This window comes from Salipiger sp. PrR007 (assembly GCF_010499845.1).
In the GTDB taxonomy this organism is placed as follows: domain Bacteria; phylum Pseudomonadota; class Alphaproteobacteria; order Rhodobacterales; family Rhodobacteraceae; genus Salipiger; species Salipiger pacificus_A.
In genome coordinates this window covers 74,817-93,759 of the sequence record NZ_JAAGOZ010000050.1, presented here as the reverse complement: position 1 = coordinate 93,759, position 18,943 = coordinate 74,817, and the positions used below count along the sequence as shown (strand labels likewise).

The 18,943-nt window shown below is 66.3% G+C and carries 20 protein-coding genes; 9 read left to right on the top strand and 11 right to left on the bottom strand.

Going from position 1 to position 18,943, the window contains the following annotated elements; translation table 11 throughout:
* Nucleotides 1–4: 4 nt before the first annotated feature.
* The 4 genes from G0Q01_RS19480 to metF form a co-directional block, all read right to left on the bottom strand.
* Nucleotides 5–1,390, bottom strand: coding sequence for a GntP family permease (locus G0Q01_RS19480; RefSeq protein WP_164213744.1), 1,386 nt, complete (start codon nucleotides 1,388–1,390; stop codon nucleotides 5–7).
* Nucleotides 1,391–1,569: 179 nt separating this feature from the next.
* Nucleotides 1,570–2,790 carry a glycosyl transferase gene (locus G0Q01_RS19475; RefSeq protein ID WP_164213743.1) on the bottom strand — a complete coding sequence of 407 codons (1,221 nt, stop codon included), beginning with the start codon at nucleotides 2,788–2,790 and terminating at the stop codon, nucleotides 1,570–1,572.
* A 12-nt stretch (nucleotides 2,791–2,802) separates the two neighbouring features.
* On the bottom strand, nucleotides 2,803–3,567 hold the full coding sequence (locus tag G0Q01_RS19470) for an HAD-IIB family hydrolase (protein WP_370457187.1): 765 nt from the start codon (nucleotides 3,565–3,567) through the stop codon (nucleotides 2,803–2,805).
* Nucleotides 3,568–3,797: 230 nt separating this feature from the next.
* On the bottom strand, nucleotides 3,798–4,664 hold the full coding sequence (gene metF, locus G0Q01_RS19465; protein ID WP_164191813.1) for a methylenetetrahydrofolate reductase [NAD(P)H]: 867 nt from the start codon (nucleotides 4,662–4,664) through the stop codon (nucleotides 3,798–3,800).
* Between the two features lie 98 nt (nucleotides 4,665–4,762).
* Between metF and G0Q01_RS19460 the strand changes: the two genes are divergently transcribed.
* Complete coding sequence (locus G0Q01_RS19460; protein ID WP_164191809.1) at nucleotides 4,763–5,668, top strand: LysR family transcriptional regulator; 906 nt, start codon at nucleotides 4,763–4,765, stop codon at nucleotides 5,666–5,668.
* Between the two features lie 121 nt (nucleotides 5,669–5,789).
* Here G0Q01_RS19460 and G0Q01_RS19455 read toward each other — a convergent pair whose 3' ends face one another.
* Nucleotides 5,790–5,996 carry a cold-shock protein gene (locus tag G0Q01_RS19455; RefSeq protein WP_008885598.1) on the bottom strand — a complete coding sequence of 69 codons (207 nt, stop codon included), beginning with the start codon at nucleotides 5,994–5,996 and terminating at the stop codon, nucleotides 5,790–5,792.
* Between the two features lie 242 nt (nucleotides 5,997–6,238).
* Between G0Q01_RS19455 and G0Q01_RS19450 the strand changes: the two genes are divergently transcribed.
* Complete coding sequence (locus tag G0Q01_RS19450) at nucleotides 6,239–6,553, top strand: arsenate reductase family protein (protein WP_164191806.1); 315 nt, start codon at nucleotides 6,239–6,241, stop codon at nucleotides 6,551–6,553.
* A gap of 75 nt (nucleotides 6,554–6,628) precedes the next feature.
* Here G0Q01_RS19450 and thrS read toward each other — a convergent pair whose 3' ends face one another.
* Entirely contained in the window at nucleotides 6,629–8,575 is a 1,947-nt protein-coding gene (gene thrS / locus G0Q01_RS19445) for a threonine--tRNA ligase (protein ID WP_164213742.1), read from the bottom strand.
* Nucleotides 8,576–8,762: 187 nt separating this feature from the next.
* Nucleotides 8,763–9,986, bottom strand: coding sequence for an amidohydrolase family protein (locus tag G0Q01_RS19440; protein ID WP_164191800.1), 1,224 nt, complete (start codon nucleotides 9,984–9,986; stop codon nucleotides 8,763–8,765).
* A 414-nt stretch (nucleotides 9,987–10,400) separates the two neighbouring features.
* On the opposite strand from G0Q01_RS19440, the gene G0Q01_RS19435 reads away from it, so the two are divergent.
* Complete coding sequence (locus G0Q01_RS19435; RefSeq protein ID WP_164191797.1) at nucleotides 10,401–11,672, top strand: MFS transporter; 1,272 nt, start codon at nucleotides 10,401–10,403, stop codon at nucleotides 11,670–11,672.
* On the opposite strand, the gene G0Q01_RS19430 is transcribed toward G0Q01_RS19435, so the two are convergent.
* The gene (locus tag G0Q01_RS19430; protein ID WP_164191794.1) at nucleotides 11,651–12,526 is read right to left on the bottom strand and encodes a LysR family transcriptional regulator ArgP; all 876 of its coding nucleotides are present in this window, start codon (nucleotides 12,524–12,526) and stop codon (nucleotides 11,651–11,653) included. The genes G0Q01_RS19435 and G0Q01_RS19430 overlap by 22 nt on opposite strands.
* A 95-nt stretch (nucleotides 12,527–12,621) precedes the next feature.
* Between G0Q01_RS19430 and G0Q01_RS19425 the strand changes: the two genes are divergently transcribed.
* The 5 genes from G0Q01_RS19425 (at nucleotide 12,622) to G0Q01_RS19405 (ending at nucleotide 15,663) form a co-directional block, all read left to right on the top strand.
* A complete protein-coding gene (locus G0Q01_RS19425) occupies nucleotides 12,622–13,221 on the top strand; it encodes a LysE/ArgO family amino acid transporter (RefSeq protein ID WP_164191791.1) in 600 nt (199 codons plus the stop codon).
* Between the two features lie 45 nt (nucleotides 13,222–13,266).
* The gene (locus tag G0Q01_RS19420; protein WP_235940274.1) at nucleotides 13,267–14,166 is read left to right on the top strand and encodes a DMT family transporter; all 900 of its coding nucleotides are present in this window, start codon (nucleotides 13,267–13,269) and stop codon (nucleotides 14,164–14,166) included.
* Between the two features lie 134 nt (nucleotides 14,167–14,300).
* Nucleotides 14,301–14,498 carry a hypothetical protein gene (locus G0Q01_RS19415; protein ID WP_108965066.1) on the top strand — a complete coding sequence of 66 codons (198 nt, stop codon included), beginning with the start codon at nucleotides 14,301–14,303 and terminating at the stop codon, nucleotides 14,496–14,498.
* A 91-nt stretch (nucleotides 14,499–14,589) separates the two neighbouring features.
* A complete protein-coding gene (locus G0Q01_RS19410; RefSeq protein WP_164191785.1) occupies nucleotides 14,590–15,306 on the top strand; it encodes a thermonuclease family protein in 717 nt (238 codons plus the stop codon).
* Between the two features lie 99 nt (nucleotides 15,307–15,405).
* Complete coding sequence (locus G0Q01_RS19405; protein ID WP_108965068.1) at nucleotides 15,406–15,663, top strand: YdcH family protein; 258 nt, start codon at nucleotides 15,406–15,408, stop codon at nucleotides 15,661–15,663.
* On the opposite strand, the gene G0Q01_RS19400 is transcribed toward G0Q01_RS19405, so the two are convergent.
* Complete coding sequence (locus tag G0Q01_RS19400; RefSeq protein ID WP_164191781.1) at nucleotides 15,660–16,193, bottom strand: glutathione peroxidase; 534 nt, start codon at nucleotides 16,191–16,193, stop codon at nucleotides 15,660–15,662. The genes G0Q01_RS19405 and G0Q01_RS19400 overlap by 4 nt on opposite strands.
* A 162-nt stretch (nucleotides 16,194–16,355) precedes the next feature.
* On the opposite strand from G0Q01_RS19400, the gene G0Q01_RS19395 reads away from it, so the two are divergent.
* A complete protein-coding gene (locus G0Q01_RS19395; RefSeq protein WP_164191778.1) occupies nucleotides 16,356–16,625 on the top strand; it encodes a DksA/TraR family C4-type zinc finger protein in 270 nt (89 codons plus the stop codon).
* Here G0Q01_RS19395 and G0Q01_RS26910 read toward each other — a convergent pair.
* Together G0Q01_RS26910 and G0Q01_RS19385 are read right to left on the bottom strand one after the other, a co-directional pair.
* On the bottom strand, nucleotides 16,618–16,935 hold the full coding sequence (locus G0Q01_RS26910) for a hypothetical protein (protein ID WP_164191555.1): 318 nt from the start codon (nucleotides 16,933–16,935) through the stop codon (nucleotides 16,618–16,620). The genes G0Q01_RS19395 and G0Q01_RS26910 overlap by 8 nt on opposite strands.
* Before the next feature lie 99 nt (nucleotides 16,936–17,034).
* Nucleotides 17,035–18,849, bottom strand: coding sequence for a M3 family oligoendopeptidase (locus G0Q01_RS19385; protein WP_164191774.1), 1,815 nt, complete (start codon nucleotides 18,847–18,849; stop codon nucleotides 17,035–17,037).
* Nucleotides 18,850–18,943: the final 94 nt, after the last annotated feature.

Genomic DNA, 18,943 nt, shown 5'->3' with positions numbered 1-18,943 from the left:
AGGGTCAGAGACCCAGCGAGCCGAGCACGATCACCGTGATCGTCGCCACCACCGGGATCGCCACGGCCACCACGAAGATGTCCGCGTAGCTCTTCTTGTGGGTCATGCCGGTGATCGCCAGGAGGGTGATCACCGCGCCGTTGTGCGGCAGCGCGTCGAAGCCGCCCGACGACAGCGCCGTGACCCGGTGCATCAGCTCCATGCTGATGCCCTGTTCGGCACCCATGGCGGCGAATTGCTCGCCGAGCGCCTTCAACGCGATCGACATGCCGCCCGAGGCCGAACCGGTGATCCCCGCAAGCACGTTCACCGCCACCGCCAGCGAGGCCAGCGGGTTGTTCGGGAAGAGCCCCAGAACCGCGTCGCGGATCAGCCCGAAGGCGGGCAGCGAGGCGATCACCGCGCCATAGCCGACCTCGGAGGCGGTGTTGAAGATCGGCAGCAGCGAACCCATCGTGCCCTTGTTCACCGTCTCCTTGACGTCGGCGAAGCGGCGCCAGTTCAGCGCCAGCGCCAGCACGATCGACACGACCAGCGAGATGATGATCGCCCAGATGCCCGCCACGCGCGACAGCGAGGTCTCGCCGTACTGCGCTTCGGCGAGGTAGTCGGCGTTCATGTTCGGGAAGACGACGTAGGTGAGCAGCGCGTTGAGCGCGATCACTGTGATCACCGGCAGGATCGCCGCGCCGAAGCCGGGCATGTTGGCATCCTCGGGCAGCGAGCTGTCGGCGGCGGTGCGCTCGTGCACGCCGTAGCCTTCGCCCCGGGCCTGAGCGGCCTTGGCGCGGCGGCTCAGCCAGAGCGTGCCGCCGCCGAGCATGATGAGGCCGGCCAGCGTGCCAAGCAGAGGCGCGGCAAAGACGTTGGTGCCGAAGAACGGGATCGGGATCGCGTTCTGGATCGCCGGGGTGCCGGGGAAGGCGGTCATGGTGAAGGTGAACGAGCCGAGCGCGATGGCTGCGGGCAGCAGGCGCTTGGGCACGTCGGCGCGGCGGAACAGCGCGTTGGCGATCGGGTAGATGGCGAAGGCCACCACGAAGAGCGACACGCCACCAAAGGTCAGCACGCCGCAGGCGAGCACGACCGCGAGGATCGCGCGGTCACCGCCGACCCATTCGACGATTTTCTCGGCGATGGTGCGCGCGGCACCGCCGTCGGCCATGACCTTGCCGAAGATCGCGCCGAGCAGGAACAGCGGGAAGTAGGTGATCACGTAGCCGCCGAGCGACTGCATGAAGACCTGCGTATAGGTGGCCATGACCGGCAGACCGCCCGAAAACAGCACGGCGAGCATGGCCAGAAGCGGTGCTAGGATCAGCACGTTGATGCCGCGGTATGCCAGGTACATCAGCAAGCCCAGCGACAGAATGATCCCGATGAGACCCATTCTTCTCCTCCTTTGATCAGAAGCGCCCCGCGGGGAGGCCGGAACTGGGAGGACCGGCGCGGGCAGGGCTAAAAAACAGTTACTCGGACGAGAGTTGGGTCAGGTCAATGTGAGGGCGCGGCGAGAGACGCGACGTCGCGGGCTTTTGAGTTCACGGTGACGTGAGGTTCTTGTGGCGGTCAGCCGAACTCGGCATCGTCGGCGGCCACGGCGGCGCGGAAGTCTGCCAGCAGGCTGGGGTCGGCCGAGTGCACCCGGTTCCACGTCGGGATGAAGGGTGTCTCCTGCGGGTTCTCGATGAAGAGCTGACCGGCGCGGACGATGTTTTCGCCGAACATTTCGATGCTGCGTTCCTCGGCGTGGCGGTCGATGGTCAGCCCGTTCATCTTGGCATCCGCCGAATAGGCCTCGAGCAGGTCGAGCGCCGAGCGGTAGTAGGTGGCCTTGAGCGTGCGGAAGACATGCGGGATAAACACGGTCCCGTCGGCAGCGAGCTTGCGGAAAATCGCCTTGCAGATATCGACCGACATGCGCGAGAGCCCCTGGCTGGCGTCCTCGGGCGAGAGGTCCTGGTGCTTGTGGTCGTAGATGTCGGCGATCTCGACCTGGCAGACCTGCCGCGGGCCAAGGTTGCGCCAGGCTTCGGACAGCACGCCGATCTCCAGCCCCCAGTCCGAGGGAATGCGCAGGTCGGGCAGCAGTCCGGTGCGCAGCGCCATCTCGCCCGAAAGCGGGTAACGGAAGGCGCGCAGGTAATCGATGTAGTCGCGATCCCCGATGGTGCGCTTGAGCGCGATGAGCAGCGGAGAAACCAAGAGGCGGGTGACCCGGCCGTTCAGCTTGCCGCCGCCGACGCGGGGGTAGTAGCCCTTGGAGAGCTGGTAGCTGAAGCTCGGATTGGCCACCGGGTAGACCAGCCGGTCGAGCATCTCGCGCGTGTAGGTGACGATGTCGCAGTCGTGGATCGCCATCACGGCGCTGTCGGCGCAGGAGATGAGATAGCCCATGCAGCCCCAGACGTTCTTGCCCTTGCCGGGCTCCTGCGGGGCGAGGCCGAGCTCCTCGAGCCTGCCCATGATCTGCTGCATCCGCGGGCTGTCGTTCCAGATCACCGTGGTCTGCTGCGGCAGCATGGAAAAGAACTGGCGGGCGTGGCGGTATTGCGCCTCGTTCGCGCGGTCGAGCCCGATGACGATGCGGTGCAGATAGGTGACCTTGCTCAGTTCCTTGAGGATGTCCGGAAGCGCGTCGCCCTCTAGCTCGGAATAGAGCGAGGGCAGGATCAGCGAGATCTTTCGGCTCTGCGCGTAGGTTTCAAGCTCGTAGACCATCTCCTCGATCGGGCGCGAGCGCAGGTTGTGGAACTGGGCGATATTGCCGTTCTGGTGGAAGTCGGCCATGGCGGAGGTCTCCTAAAGCCCGAGGTCTGCAAGTAGGTGGAGGATGGCGGCGTTCCAGCCCTCGGGGCCGGGCAGGGCGGTGCGGCGGATACGTCCCGTCTGCTCGCCGGGCAGGGGCGGGATGCCGTTGCCATGGTCGTTGCGGATGATCACGCCGTGGGTGGCGGCCTCGATCATCTCGATGTCATTGGGCGCATCGCCGAGCGCGATGGACGTATCGCAGCCGAGGTCGGTCAGGATCCCCGCCATCTGCTGCGCCTTGGTGCCGCCGAAGGAAAGGGTGAGAAAGCGCCCGCCCTTGCGCGCGTGGATGCCTGTTTGCGCAAGCGCGGCAAGGAAGGCGTCCTGTTCGGCCTCGCTGCCAGACCAGAGGCCGGGCTCGGTGAAGCGCCGCTTGCGGGCCAGTTCGGCGCAATCCAGAGACAGGCCGGTGACCCGCGCCACCTCCTCGGCATCCATGTCGCCGAAGCCTCTGAAAAGGCGGGCGTGCTCGGGCACTTCGGCCAATGCGGCGCGGAGCTTCTGATAGTCGGCTGCGTCTTCCGAAAGGGCGCCGGGGCTGATCCGGTCGGCGCCGTTCTCGACAATGGCGGGCCAGTCACCGAGGCCCAATTCGCGATGCAGGGGGCCGATCTCGGCGGCGGTCTTGGAGGAGGCGAGGATGAGCGGGATGCCGCGCTTCTTGAGCGCATCGAGCGCGGGCCGCGCGGGGGCGTAGGAATAGGTGCCGTGGTCGAGCAGGGTCCCATCGAGATCGGTGAATACCGCTAGCCGCACGTCTTGTTCCTTCGTCTCTGCCCCGGGTCCAGTTAAGCGGATGGCGCCCGGCAAGGGAACAGGCGCGGCGTCAACAAACATCTAAGATGCCGAGATTGGACGGAAAGTGGGCAACGCCATCGCGCGTCTCGGCGTGCGACGGTTTCGGGGGGCAGAAAAAGCAACGCCGGCCCGCAACGACGGACCGGCGCACATCGCGTGATCTTGGCCTTATCGTGCGCCGGGGGCGCTCAGGCCACGTTCTCGAGCTTGCTGTCCGGCACCACGCCGAGCGCGTGGCATACGTCGCGGGTCAGCTCGGGGCGGTTGAGCGTGTAGAAGTGCAGCTTCTCGACGCCGCCCTCCAGCAGCTCGTTGCAGAGCTCGGTGCACATGGCTGTCGCCAGCAGGTCCTGCCGGTCGTCGCGCTCGGCCTTCTCGAAGGCCTCGATCACCCAGGCGGGGATCTTGGTGCTGGTGGCTTCGGCGAAGCGGCGCGCGCCCTTCCAGTTCTCGATCGGCAGGATGCCTGGCACGATGGGCTTGTCGATGCCGGCCTTCTCGCAGGCGTCGCGGAAGCGGAAGAAGCTCTCGGCCTCGAAGAAGAACTGGGTCAGCGCCTCGGACGCGCCGGCGTCGAACTTGCGCTTGAGGTACTCGACATCGGCGGTGGCCGAAGGCGCTTCGGGGTGCTTGTCGGGATAGGCCCCGACGCGGATGGTGAAGTCGCCCGCCTCGCGCAGCGCCTCGATCAGCTCTACGGACGAGTTGAAGCCCTCGGGGTGGGGAGTGAAGCCGCTGGCGCCCTTGGGCGGATCGCCGCGGAGCGCGACGATGTCGTTCACGCCGGCCTCCTTGAACTGGCGCGCAATCGCCAGCGTTTCCTCGCGGGTCGCGTCGACGCAGGTCAGATGCGCCGCGACCTTGAGGCCGGAGTTCTTGTGCAGGGTGGCGACGACGTCACGGGTCAGCTCGCGGGTGGTACCGCCGGCGCCATAGGTGACCGACACGAAGCGCGGACCGAGCGGCGAGAGCGCCTGCACCGTGTCCCACAGCCGGAAGGTCGCCTCGATGTTGCGGGGCGGGAAGAATTCGAAAGAGATGTCGGGGCGCGTCATTGGCCGGGACTCCGAGTTTGGATTTCGGTCCTTGTGACACATGAACCTTTGTGAGACAAACTCATACTTCTCAAGAACAACATGAGGCGAACACTGGGATGCATATCGAGTTTCGTCACCTGCGCACGATCAAGGCCATCCACGAGGCCGGGGGTCTCGCGCGTGCGGCCGATCAGCTCAACATAACGCAATCGGCCCTCTCTCACCAGATCAAGGGGCTCGAGGATCAGGCGGGGGTCGAGCTCTTCGTGCGCCGGTCCAAGCCGATGAAGCTCTCGGCGGCGGGTCTGCGCCTGCTGCGCCTCGCCGACCAGGTGCTGCCGCAGGTCGAGGCAGCGATGGCCGAGTTCGACGGGTTGCGCGCGGGCTCGGCCGGGCGGCTGCATATCGCCATCGAATGTCATGCCTGTTTCGAATGGCTGTTCCCGGTGCTCGAGAGCTTCCGCAAGAGCTGGGGCGATGTCGACGTGGACATCCGCCCGGGGCTCGCCTTCGACGCGCTGCCGGCGCTGATGAAGGAAGAGGTCGACGTGGTGATCTCGTCCGATCCCGAGGATCTGCCCGGCGTCACGTTCACGCCGCTCTTTGAGTATCACCCGGTTTTCGTCGCGGCGGCCTCGCACCCGCTGGCCGGAAAGCCCTGGATCGAGGCGCAGGACTTCCGCGGCGAGACGCTGATCACCTATCCGGTGGATCGGGCGCGGCTCGATATATTCTCGCAATTGCTGTCCCCGGCGAAGGTCGAACCGGCGGCGATTCGCCAAGTCGAGCTGACTGCAGTGATTCTGCTTTTGGTTGCCTCGAATCGTGGTGTCGCGGTTTTGCCCGATTGGGTTGTGCGCGAAGTGAAATACAATTCCGATTACATCACCCGGCCATTGACCGAGGCGGGGATCACCCGGCACCTCTACGCCGCGACCCGCACCGAGGATCTGGATAAACCCTTCATGACGGATCTGATCCGCCTGGCGGGGCAGGAGGCGCGGCGCTTGCAATCGCAATGACTGCACGCCGGACTGCAACGCCGGCTATCGCCAGTCCCGCTACGGGCTGACGTGTGCGGGTACACCCCCGCGGGGACCCAACCCCAGGTGGGGTGGGGTCATGCGATGTAAGATTTTGTTATTAAAGTGTTTTCAGATCGGACGCCATCATGCGTCCATCGCGGCCTTCCTTGAGCTCGTAGCTCACTTTCTGATTGTCCGCGAGGCCGGTAAGCCCCGAACGTTCGACGGCCGAGATATGAACGAAGACATCCTTGCCCCCCTCTTCGGGCGCGATGAAGCCGTAGCCTTTGGTGGTATTGAACCATTTCACGGTGCCGCTCGGCATGTGTCCGTGCTCCTTCCAACTTTCCTGTTTCTACCCGTAATGCGGGCGCCGCGTCACATTCGCCTCTCAGCGGGAGGAATGCCTGTCCCGGTCGAAAACGCGGTAAAATCGAGGCTTTCCGGCTCTGATCATCGAAGGTCACGGGCCAAGAGTTGCACGGTGCCTGCAAAAATCAAGAGAAACGCTTCGCAGTCGCGGCATTAGGCAATAAATAGTGCCCCAAGAGTTCAAGGAGATGGCGGATGCTGATATACGGGCTGAAAACGTGTGATACCTGCCGAAAGGCGCTGAAAGCCCTGCCCGAGGCCGAGTTTCGCGACGTCCGGGCCGACGGTGTGCCCGGCGAGGTGATCGACAGCGCGCTTGCGGAATTCGGCGACAAGCTGGTGAACACCCGCTCGACCACATGGCGCGAGCTTGATGAGGCGCAGCGCGCGCGCCCGGCGAAAGATCTGCTTGCCAACCACCCGACATTGATGAAGCGGCCGCTGATCGTGGCGGGCGAGGCGATGTATCTTGGCTGGACCAAGGACGTCGAGGCGGCTCTGGCGGGCTGACGTTGCCAAACCCCGGTCAAAAAGAAAAAGCCCCGGGCGATCCCCCGGGGCTTTGTTGTTCGCAAGAAACCCGGCTCAGCGCAGGTCGGGCGCGGTGGCGTCCAGCGACAGCGAAGCGACGATCTCGTCGAGGCTCTGTACCGCGGTCTGCTTCTCGCCGAGACGGCGCACGGTGACGGTGCGCTCTTCGACCTCGCGGTGGCCCACGGCGAGGATCACCGGCACTTTGCCCACCGAGTGCTCGCGGACCTTGTAGTTGATCTTCTCGTTGCGCGTGTCGGCCTCGGCGCGCACGCCGGCGGCCTTGAGCGCTGCGACGACCTCGAGCACGTAGTCATCCGCCTCCGAGGTGATCGAGGCGACGACGACCTGCCGCGGCGCCAGCCAGAAGGGCAGCTTGCCGGCGTGTTCCTCGATCAGGATACCGATGAAACGCTCGAAGGAGCCCAGCACGGCGCGGTGCAGCATGACCGGGCGGTGCTTCTCGCCGTCCTGGCCGATGAAGCTCGCGTCAAGACGCTCGGGCAGGTTGGGATCGACCTGCAGCGTGCCGCACTGCCAGTCCCGGCCGATCGCATCGGTCAGGGTGAACTCGAGCTTGGGACCGTAGAAGGCGCCTTCGCCCTCCTGGATCTCATACTCGTAGCCCGCGGCACGGCAGGCATCGCCAAGCGCCGCTTCGACGCGGTCCCAGCTCTCGTCCGAGCCGATGCGCTTCTCGGGGCGGGTGGAGAGCTTGATCGTCCAGTTCTCGAAGCCCAGATCGGCGTAGATCGAGGCGAGGAACTCGATGAACTTCTTGGTTTCCGCCTCGATCTGATCGTCGGTGCAGAAGATATGCGCGTCGTCCTGGGTGAAGCCGCGCACCCGCATGATGCCGTGCAGCGCGCCCGAGGGCTCGTAGCGGTTGCACGACCCGAACTCGGCCATGCGCAGCGGCAGGTCGCGGTAGGACTTCAGGCCCTGGTTGAACACCTGCACGTGGCAGGGGCAGTTCATCGGCTTGAGCGCGTTGATCGCCTTCTCGCGGGCATGCTCTTCGTCGACTTCAACGATGAACATGTTCTCTTGGTAGTTGTCCCAGTGCCCGGATTTCTCCCAGAGCTTGCGGTCGACGACCTGCGGCGTGTTGACTTCGACGTAGCCGTCATGCTCCTGCCGGCGGCGCATGTAGTCCTGCAGCGTGGTGTAGATTTTCCAGCCGTTGGGATGCCAGAAGATCTGCCCCGGCGCTTCCGGCTGGAGGTGGAAGAGATCCATCTCGCGGCCCAGCTTGCGGTGGTCGCGCTTGGCCGCTTCCTCGAGGAAGTTGAGGTACTTCTTCAGCTCGTCGCGGTTGCGGAAGGCCACGCCGGTGATCCGCTGCAGCATCGGGCGCGAGACGTCGCCGAACCAATAGGCGCCCGAGACGCCCATCAGCTTGAAGGCATCCGACGGCAGCTGGCCGGTGTTCTGAAGGTGCGGGCCACGGCAGAGATCCTGCCAGTCGCCGTGCCAGTACATGCGGATCGGCGCATCTGCCGGGATGCGGTCCACCAGCTCGACCTTGTAGCCCTCGCCGCTGTCTTCATAGAACTTGCGGGCGCGGTCGCGGTCCCAAATCTCGGTCTTCACCTCGTCGCGGGCGTTGATGATCTCTTTCATCTTCGCCTCGATCTGGCCGAGGTCTTCTGGGGTGAAGGGCTCGGCGCGGTCGAAGTCGTAGAACCAGCCTTGGTCGGTGACCGGGCCGATGGTGACCTTGGTGTCGGGCCAGATCTCCTGCACCGCGCGCGCCATCACGTGGGCAAGGTCGTGGCGGATCAGCTCGAGCGCCTGGTCCTCGTCCTGCAGCGTGTGGATCGCGATCGTGCTGTCGGCCTCGATGGGCCACTGAAGGTCCCAATGCGCGCCGTTCACGGTGGCGGAGATCGCCTTTTTCGAAAGGCTCTTGGAAATGGCTGTGGCCACGTCGGCAGGGGTCACGCCCTTGTCGAATTCGCGCGCATTGCCATCGGGGAATGTCAGGGAAATCTGGCTCATAGGCCTAGTCTCCTCGTCGGTCTGGCGCCCACGGAACGCCCGGTTGCGGGTTATATCTCGTGCCGCCTTGTGACCCTCGGGGCAGGGGGTGTCAAGCGGCGGGGAGGCAGGCATGACGAGAGGGCGCGGCCAGCGTGCTTGGAGCCGAGCCGACGCCTCCGGGGCGTGCGCGGCCAGCGAACGGCTGTCAGGGCCGCAAAATCCTCGGCGCGGGCGCTTCGAACGTCATCCGCCCCCCACGCAATCCCCAGACCGGCCGCCGGATCTCGGCCACGGCAGAGGCGCGGCTCTCGCAGGGCAGCAGCACCAGATCGGCCGGGCCGCCAACCTCGATCCGGTCGGACACGCCAAGAAGCCGGAAGGGATCGCTGCTGACCATCTCGAAACAGGCGGTCAGCTCCTCGGCGCTGCCAAGCTGCGCGACGTTGGCAAAGAGGTTGGCCATCCGCGGCAGCGAGCAATCGCCGTAAGGGGTAAAGGGGTTGAGCACGTTGTTGGTCGCCACGGTGCAGCACACCCCAGCAGCGTGGAACCGATGCGCCGGCGCCACGCCCCGCGGCACCGCGTGGTCATGCCCGCGTCCGGTGATGAAAAGGTCGGTCGCCGGCAAGACGGTGAGCGCGATCCCCGCGTCCTGCAGCAGCGCCACGCTCTGCGCCAGCGCGGCGGGGGAAAGCATCGACAGCTTGGTCGCATGGCCGATTGCCACGCGCCCCTGCATGCAAAAAGCGATGGTCTGCCGGGCCACCTCGTCGAGATGCCGCCAGCTGGCGTCGAGGTCGAAATCGAGGTGGAAATCAAGGTCGACACCGAACGCGCGCGCCATCTCGAAGAGCAGCGCAATCTGCCCCTCCGGGTCGGTGTCGGTATAGGGACAGCCGCCGAGCAGGTCTGCCCCCTCCGCCAAGGCCGCCCGCAGCAGCTCTTCGGTGCCGGGATAATTCAGCAGGCCCTCTTGCGGGAAGACGCAGATCTGCAGGTCGAGCGCCCAGGAATAGTCCCTCTTCAACTGCCTGACCGCCTCGAAGCCCGCGAGCCCGATCACCGGATCGATCTCGACCTGCGTGCGGATCAGCGTGGTGCCTTGGCCGATCGCCTGCTCCAGAACCCGCGCCCCGCGCGCGTAGACGTCTTCGGTGGTGAAGTCCCTTTTGGCTGCCGTCACTGCCGCCAGCGCCCCCTTGAGATCGCCGGTCCGGTTCACCGCGCGCTCGAGAATGCAGGCCTTGTCGAGGTGCAGGTGGCTGTCGGCAAAGCCGCGGAAGACCAGGCCACCTTGTGCATCGAGCGTGGGCGCGTCGCTGGCGAGGCCCGCCCCGATGGTCGCGATCCGCCCCTGCGCGAGGCCGATATCGACCGGCGCTGCACCGTCCGAAAGCCGCGCGTCGCGGATGATGAGATCAAGTGTCATTGTACGGCTCTTGCCCTTTCTTCGTGGGTCTTCAGCTGCCGCGAAAGACTCGCGGCGGTTTGCCAACCTCGGCGCCCAGGTAAGGCACCCTCGGCGCGGAAGCCTGTCAAAGCCGCGCATCGAATAGTCGCTAAGGTGCCGCTCTTGAAGGGCGCTCTGCCCAATCTTTGGGCAAAGTGAATGCCATGTCTGTGAGGACTATGCGTGCCCTCATTCCTTCCGCTCCGCAACGTGCCCGAACCGACGCGCCGGTTGATCGAAATCACCGAAAGAGCCCCGGAGACCCCTCGAAAGGACCGGTGTTTTGGCTTCTTCCGCCGAGCTTGCGCGCGTTCCGAGACCGGCGCGGGAACCTGCTGCCACGCCGCGGCGTTTCCCTGCCGGACCCCCCGGCGGAAGAGCAGCGGCAGGCGCATGACCCATATCGACGAGACGCAGATCTACGACACATTGACCGAAGGCACCGACGGCGCGCCAAGGTCCGAGGCCCGCAACGGGCTGCGCCACGTCGGATCGCTGTCGATGACCAAGCTCGCCGACGGCCTTCTGAATCCGAAACTGGTGCTCACCTGGCTGGCGCAGGCGCTCGGCGCGCCTGCCGCCGTCTCCGGCCTGCTCGTCCCGATCCGCGAGGCGGGGGCGCTTCTGCCGCAGCTCCTGCTGGCGGGCGTGGTCCGGCGTAGCCGCCAGCGCAAGTGGATCTGGGTGGCGGGCTCGATCGGGCAGGGGCTCGCGGCAGCGGGCATGGTCGTCGTTGCGCTGACGTTGCAGGGCATGGCGGCGGGGCTCGCGCTCTGCGCACTGCTGGCGGTGCTTGCGCTGTCCCGCGCCGCCGCTTCGGTCAGCTACAAGGACGTGCTTGGCAAGACCGTCTCGAAGACTCGCCGCGGCTCGATCACCGGCACGGCGGGCTCGGTCGCCTCGGCGGGGGTTCTGGTCTTTGCGCTGCTGCTCCTGTCGGGCGCGGTCCAGGACGTGCCGCCCGTCGCCGCGGCGATCGGCCTTGCTGCGGCGCTCTGGCTCGGAGCTGCGGCGCTCTTCGCGACTCTGGAGGAAAAGGACAGCGACCCCGATGAGACGGCCGCTGCCATCGACCTCTCACCGCTGCGCGAAGACCCGCAGTTCCGCCGCTTCATCGCCTGCCGGGGGGCGCTGACCGTGACCTCGCTGGCACCGCCCTATCTCGTGCTGCTCGACGACGGCGGCGGCGCATTGCAGAAGCTTGGCGCCATGGTCCTGGCCTCGGCGCTGGCCGGCTTCGTGTCGAGCTGGGTGTGGGGCCGGATGGCGGACCGCTCGTCGCGCCGCGTTCTGATGCTCTCGGGCTTCGCCGGGGCTGGCGCCATGGCGCTGGCGGTGGTGGCGGCACTGCTCGGCTGGACGGGGCCGATCTGGGTCACACCGCTGCTGCTCTTCGCGCTGCTGATCTCCTGGCAGGGGGTCAGGCAGGGCCGCTCGACATACCTTGTCGACATGGCTCCCGAGGAGGGGCGAGCGAGCTATGCTGCGCTCGCCAATACGCTCATCGGCGGGCTGCTGCTGGTGACCGGCGCGCTTGGCGGGGCGCTGGCCATTGTCGGCCCGGTGGCGGCGCTGGCGGGTTTCGCTGCGCTGAGCCTGGTTGGCGGGGTCATCGCCGCTGGCCTGCGCGAGGTCGAGAACGGTCAGGGCGCCAACAGGGACTGACGCGCCTGCGCCCGAACGGCGCGTGTCAACGGCGCCAGCGCCGCGGCCACCAGCCGGTTGACCTGCCAGGTCAGGAAGATGTCCTCGGGCGCGTCCGGGCGCATGGCAACCAGCGCGCCCGAGGCGAGCAGCGGTGCCGCAAGGAACTCCGGGTTCAGCCCCCAGCCGATCCCCAGCCGCGCCGCCTCGACGAAGCCCTGGGTCGAGGGCAGGCGGTGCGTGGGCGGCAGCAGCGCCTGCCCGGTGACCCGGCGGAGCCAGTGATGCTGCAGCGCGTCCTTGCCGTCGAACTGCAGCAGCGGCGCACGCGAAAGGGTCTCGGCCGTGACCCCTTTGGAAAAATACCGGTCCCGGAAATCGGGCGCGCAGGTCGCAACATAGCGCATCCGCCCCAGTGGAACCGCGTCGCAGCCCTGCACCGGGCGGGCATGGTCGCAAATCGCCGCCGAGACCTCGCCCCGCCGCAGCCAGTCGGCCGAGAAGGCCTGATCATCCACCACGATGTCGAAGAGCATGTCGCGCCCGACCAGCGCGGGCAGGAACCAGGTGCCTAGGCTGTCGGCGTTGACCGCCAGCCGCAGCCGCGCCTGCGCTGCGTGCTGGCCGAGATCGCGTGCCAGCGCAGCCTCGAGCAACGCCACCTCCGAAGCATGGCGCGCCAGCCGCGCTCCGGCGGGGGTGGCGGTGCAGGGGGTGGCGCGGATCACCAGCGCCGCCCCGGCGCGATCCTCGAGCGCCTTGATGCGCTGCGAGATCGCCGAGGGCGTCACCGAAAGCGCGCGCGCGGCGGCATCGAAGCTGCCGAGCCGCAGCACCGCTTCCAGAGCGGCCAGTTGAGAGGGGTCATATTGCATTAGCGTATCTTAATCAGGGTCAATTTCTTTAACTAGCCTTTGATCGGCCCTGCGTGATAGCCCGGCCTCCGGACAACGAAGATGGAGACCGCACCATGCAGGCAGCCGCCGCTGGCTTTGCCTTGGGACTTTCGCTGATCGTGGCGATCGGGGCGCAGAATGCGTTCGTGCTGCGGCAGGGGCTGCGGCGCGAGCATGTGCTGGCGGTGGTGCTGGTCTGCGCGCTGTCGGATGCGGTGCTGATCGCCGCGGGCGTCGCGGGCTTCGGACTGCTGGCAAGCCAGCTGCCGGGGCTCGAGACCGTGATGCGCTGGCTCGGCGCCGCCTTCCTGATGTGGTACGGCGCGCGCACCCTGCTTGCCGCCTGGCGCGGTGGCGCGGCGCTGCGGGCCGAGCGCGACCCGGGCAATGGCAGCCTTCGGCGCGCACTGCTCACCTGCCTCGCGCTGACCTGGCTCAATCCCCATGTCTATCTCGACACGGTGATGCTGCTGGGGGCGGTGTCGTCCCAGTATGAGAGCCGGCTGCACTTCGGGCTCGGCGCCGTGAGCGCGTCCCTGTGCTTTTTCTTTGCGCTCGGCTTCGGCGCGCGACTGCTGGCGCCGGTCTTTGCACGGCCTGTAGCCTGGCGCGTGCTCGACCTGGGGATCGGGCTGACCATGTGGCTCATCGCGGCGAAACTGCTGATCGGCTGAGCGCGGACCCTTGCGCCCGGCGCAGGGCGCGCTACCAAAGCCCCTATGAACACCACGCAAGCGAACCCGGTCCGGGGCATCCTTTTCATGGTCGTCACGGGGCTTTGCTTCGTCGGCGTCACGGTCACGGTCAAGCTGCTGCACGGCCGGGTGCCGGCAGCGGAGTCGGCCTTTCTGCGCTACCTCCTCGGACTGGTCTTCCTGATCCCCATGTGGAAGGCGCTGCGCGAACTGCGGATGACCCCGCGCCAGTGGCGGCTCTCGGCGCTGCGCGGTGGCGCGCAGACGCTTGGGGTGATCTGCTGGTTCTTCGCCATGGCTCGCATCCCGCTCGCCGAGGTCACGGCGATGAACTATCTCACGCCGATCTACGTGACAGTTCTGGCGGTCTTCGTGCTGGGCGAGCGGCTGGCAATGCGCCGCATCCTCGCCATCGTCGCGGCCCTCGGAGGGGCGCTGCTGATCCTTCGGCCGGGGTTCCGCGAGCTTGATCCGGGGCATTTCGCCATGCTCGGGACGTCGCTCATGTTCGCCGTTTCCTATCTCATCGCCAAGATCATCACCGACGAACTCTCGCCGGCCATCGCACTGGCGCTCTTGTCGATCTCGGTGACGCTGGGGCTTTTCCCCTTCGCGCTTGCGGTCTGGGTCTGGCCAAGCTGGGGCGATCTCGTCATCCTCATGGCCACCGCCACCTTTGCCACGGCGGGGCATTACGCCATGGTGCTCGCCTTCGCCAGCGCGCCGGTGACGGTGACCCAGCCAATCACCTTCCTGCAGCTGGTCTGGTCGGTGGCCATCGGGGCGCTGTTCTTCGCCGAGCCCGTCGATCCCTTCGTGGTCGGCGGCGGGCTGGTGATCATCGGCTCGGTGCTCTTCATCACCCTGCGCGAGGCGATGCTGAAGCGTCGGGTGACGCCCTCGGGTCCCGATACGAAGTTCTGAGCGGGTGGGGTGGCGCCCAATCCGCTGAAACAGTCCGTTTCCAAAACATGAAAAATCCCCAGGGCCATCGCATTTCGGCCTTATTCCCGCGTGAAGGTTTCCCCAAGTGAAACAGTTCAGCCGAGTATGTGACCATGTTTGCCAACAACCAATTGACCGAAAACCTCGACGACGTCCGGGCCTTCCTTCTGGCGGAGCGCGGCAAGGCGCTCTCCGACGCCGAATGGCGCTTTCGCATGAAGGGCTACGGCTACCAGCTGCGCCGCACCGAGCGGGGCATGGAGGTCTCTCGCCTGCCGCAGAACCACCTGCTGGGCACGCTCGACGCCTGAGCCGAGAGGGACCGTGGCAGGCGGCGCACGCCTTAAGGAAGATTAAGCGCGCAGCCTTGCCCTCCTCCCGTGATGCGTAGAAATTGGCCTGATGATCAGGCTTTGTTCACGCTTCGTGAGCGTTTTATTCATAATTGTTTCCCTTGCGTCATCCTGGGTGAGCCTCGTCGCCGCCCCGGTGGCGGCGGCACAGCCGGAGATCACCGGTCGCATCCGCGTGATTGACGGCGACACCTTCGACATCGGCGACGTGCGCGTGCGACTCTTCGGCGTCGATGCCCCGGAACAGGGGCAGACCTGCGGCGGCGGAGCCAAGCCGACTTGGGCCTGCGGCGCCTGGGTGACGTCCGAGGTCCGCGCCCGCTACGAGGGTCGCCGCGCCAGTTGCGCCCGGCTCGACACGGACCGCTACGGGCGCGCCGTGGCGCGCTGCTCGGTCGAGGGCGAGGACGTGGGCCGCGAGCTGGTTTCCGAGGGGCTGGCCTTTGCCTATCGCGCGTATTCTCTGGACTACGACCTCGACGAGAAACGCGCCGTGGTGCGCGGCGTCGGAGTGCATGGCTCCGAGGTGCGGCGCCCCGCCGAGTACCGCGCCGAGACCCGCAACGCCGCGAATTCCGCTGCCGTGGCCGCGGCACCGCGCGGCTGCGTGATCAAAGGCAACGTCTCATCAAAGGGCGAGCGCATCTTCCACGTGCCTGGCCAGAAATACTACGCGGCCACGCGCATCGATGTGACCAAGGGCGAACGCTGGTTCTGCTCCGAGGCAGAGGCGCGCAAGGCCGGGTGGCGCAAGGCGCGGCAGTGAGCACCGCGGCATGACCTCGGGGCATGTTGATCCGCATCAAGGAGCGGCCGCGCGGCGCGTGCGAAGACAGGGCCAAGACACGTGAAGGAGGCTCAGCCCATGTCCCATGTTCCGCATTCCCTCGCCGAGGAATTCCCGCAATTTGCCGCGCGCATCTCCGAGCTCAAGCAGCAGGGCGGCCATTTTGCCACGCTCGCAGAGCGTTACTATGAGGTGAACCGCGAGGTGCACGGGGCCGAGAGCGGGCTGACCCCGATGGAGGGGCTCGCCGAGGCCGACCTGCGCAAGAAGCGCGCCGCGCTGAAGGATGAGATCTATGCGCTGCTCACCGCCGATGCCGAGGGCATCGAAGGTTAATTGAGCAGCGGCTCGATTTCCGAGACGATCGGATCGGAGAGGGGCAGCGTTGTGCTGCCCCAGCCGGCGACGAATTCGCCGTTCGGGCCGATCAGCACCTTGTTGAAATTCCAGGACGGGGCGAAGTTCTTCGCCTCGGCCAGTTCCCGGTAGAACGGATGCGCGCCGTCCCCGGTCACATGGGTGATCGTGGTCATCGGCATGTCGAGATCGAAGTTGATCTCGCAATAGTCCTTCACCTCGGCTTCGCTCCCCAGCTCCTGCCTGAAATCGTTCGACGGCACCGCCAGCACCACCAATCCGCGGTCGCGGTAACGTTCGTAAAGCGTCTGCAGCCCGTCGAACTGCGGTGCGAAGCCGCAGCGCGAGGCGGTGTTGACCACAAGAACCGGGCCGCCGCGCCAGCTTTCCAGATCGAGCGTGCCGCCGTCGATGGAGTCGAAAACCGTAGCCTCCGAGGCCTTTCCGGGCAGGGCGAGGGCGGGCAGGGCAGCGGTGGCGAGAACCGCAAGAAGGGGGAGGATGCGCATGGAAGGTCTCCTTTGCGTTCACAGATAGTCTCGCTACCGTGAAGTCAATGTCGCGGGGCGCCCTTGGACGTTCACCCGCCTGTGCAAAATTGCAGGGCGCGAAATGCGCTTGGCGGGCGGGTCTGTCGACCCTATCTTCAAGGCTCAGCAGGAGGTGACGCCATGGCCGGAGGCTGGAGCCGCGACGGAGCGGTGCAGGATCAGATCGAGGACAGCATCAAGGACGAGCTGGCGCGCATGCAGGCGCGTAGGCGCCCCATGGGCGAGAGCCTGACACATTGCGCCGAATGCGACGAGCCGATCCCCGAGAAGCGCCGCATGGCCATCCCGGGCGTGAAGCTCTGTATCGACTGCCAGCAGGAGCGCGACGGGGCCGTTCAGGCGCGCGGAGGCATCAACCGGCGCGGCTCCAAGGACAGCCAACTCAAGTGAGATCGTCGTCGTCGCGCTCTGCAGGGGTGCGGTCCGGGGTCTCGCGCCGCCGCAGGCTCTTGCCGCGCTCGAGCCCGCGCCGGTAAAGCGGCATCACATCCAGCATCGCCACGGCGAAGCCGAGCGGGATCATCCAGAAACCCAGGATCGGCAGAAAGCCGAGGATCCCGCCGCAGATCAGCAGCAGCCCCAGCACAAGGCGCAGGCCTGGCGGCACGCGCCGACGCACGTGCACGAGGAAGCGCTGCATCCGCGCCTTGATCGTGCGCTTTACGCGCGGCTGTGGGGGCTGTTTGTCGGGCGGGAGCATGAGGCGGATCCTTCTCGGGCCTCGGGAATGATATGTTGAAAATGCCGTTGGAACAGGGGGCGGGCCCCGCGAGGCCCGCCCCAGAGCGCAGTCTTGGTGTCAGTCTTCCATCGCCTCGAGCTCGTCGATGAAGCCCTCGATCATCGACAGACCCTTGTCCCAGAACTTCGGGTCGGTGGCATCGAGCCCGAAGGGCTCGAGCAGCGCCTTGTGGTGCTTCGAGCCGCCGGCTTTGAGCATGTCGAAGTACTTGTCCTGGAAGCCTTCGGGGTTCTGCTCGTATTCTGCGTAAAGCGCGTTCACCAGCCCGTCGCCGAAGGCGTAGGCATAGACATAGAAGGGCGAGTGCACGAAATGCGGGATATAGGCCCAGAAGGTCTCGTAGCCCGGCATGAAGTCGAAGGCCTCGCCAAGGCTCTGCGCCTGCACCGACATCCACAGCACGTTGATGTCCTCGGGGGTGAGCTCGCCGCCGCGCCGCGCCTCGTGCAGCTTGCACTCGAAGTCGTAGAAGGCGATCTGCCGCACCACGGTGTTGATCATGTCCTCGACCTTGCCGGCGAGCATGACCTTGCGTTCCTTCTGATCCTTCGCCTTGGCCAGCATGGCGCGGAAGGTCAGCATCTCGCCGAAGACCGAGGCGGTCTCGGCCAGCGTCAGCGGCGTCGAGGCGAGCATCTCGCCTTGGCCGGCCGCCAGCACCTGGTGCACGCCGTGGCCCAGCTCATGCGCCAAGGTCATCACGTCGCGTGGCTTGCCGAGGTAGTTGAGCAGCACGTAGGGGTGGGCGTCGGTGACCGTGGGATGGGCAAAGGCGCCGGGGGCCTTTCCGGGCTTGGCGGCGGCGTCGATCCAGCCCTTGTTGAAGAAGGGCTCGGCAATCTCGGCCATGCGCGGATCGAAACCGGCATAGGCCTCCATCACGGTCTTCTCGGCCTCGTCCCAGCCGACAATGCGGTCGCTCTCCATCGGCAGCGGCGCGTTGCGGTCCCAGACCTGCATGCGCTCGAGCCCCAGCCACTTGCGCTTGAGTTCGTAGTAGCGGTGCGACAGGCGCGGGTAGGCATTGACCACGGCGTTGCGCAGCGCCTCCACCACCTCGGGCTCGACGTCGTTGGCGAGGTGCCGTGCGTGCTGTGCCGAGGGCATTTTGCGCCAGCGATCCATCACTTCCTTTTCCTTTGCCTGGGTGTTGTGCACCCGGGCAAAGGTCTTGATGTTCTCGCCGAACACGCGCGCCAGTTCGTGGGCGGCGGCTTCGCGCTTGGACCGGTCCTGCTCGGTCAGCAGGTTGAGCGTGCTCTCGATGCTCATCTCCTCGCCGCCGACCTCGAAGGTCAGCCCGGCGATGGTCTCGTCAAACAGCCGCTCCCAGGCGTCGCCGACGACGCCCAGATCGTGCAGGAAATGCTCCATCTCGTCGGAGAGCTGGTGCGGCTTCATCGCGCGGATGCGGTCGAAGGCGGGCTTGTAGCGGCCGAGCTCGGGATCGGCGGCAAAGAGACCATCCAGCAGATCATCGTCGAGCCGGTTCAGCTCGAGCGTGAAGAACACCAGCGGCGTGGTGTAATTGGTGATCTTCTCCTGGCAGTCCGACAGGAACTTGGCGCGCTCGGCATCCACCGTCAGCTGGTAGTAACGCAGCCCGGCGTAGGACATGATGCGCCCGCCCACGGCCTCGATCTTCTCGTGGCGGCGGATCATCTCGAGAAAACCGGCGGCGTCGAGCGTGCCCAGCTTGCCCTCGTAGTCGGCGGCGAAACGCGCGCAGGCATCCTCGAGCCAGTCGAGGTCGCGCTTGACCTCGGGCGCGTCGGGCGCCGGGTAGAGATCGCTCAGATCCCATTCCGGCAGGTCGCCCAGGTTCTTGCCGCCGGCGGCGGCATGTGCATCAAAAACGGGCCGAAGGGTCATCGCGTGTCTCCATGTTCTTTCTTCTTGGGGGACAGCTAAGAACGCCGCCCCCGCAGGTTCAAGGGCGAAAGCCCTTTCTTCTGGGTCCAACTAT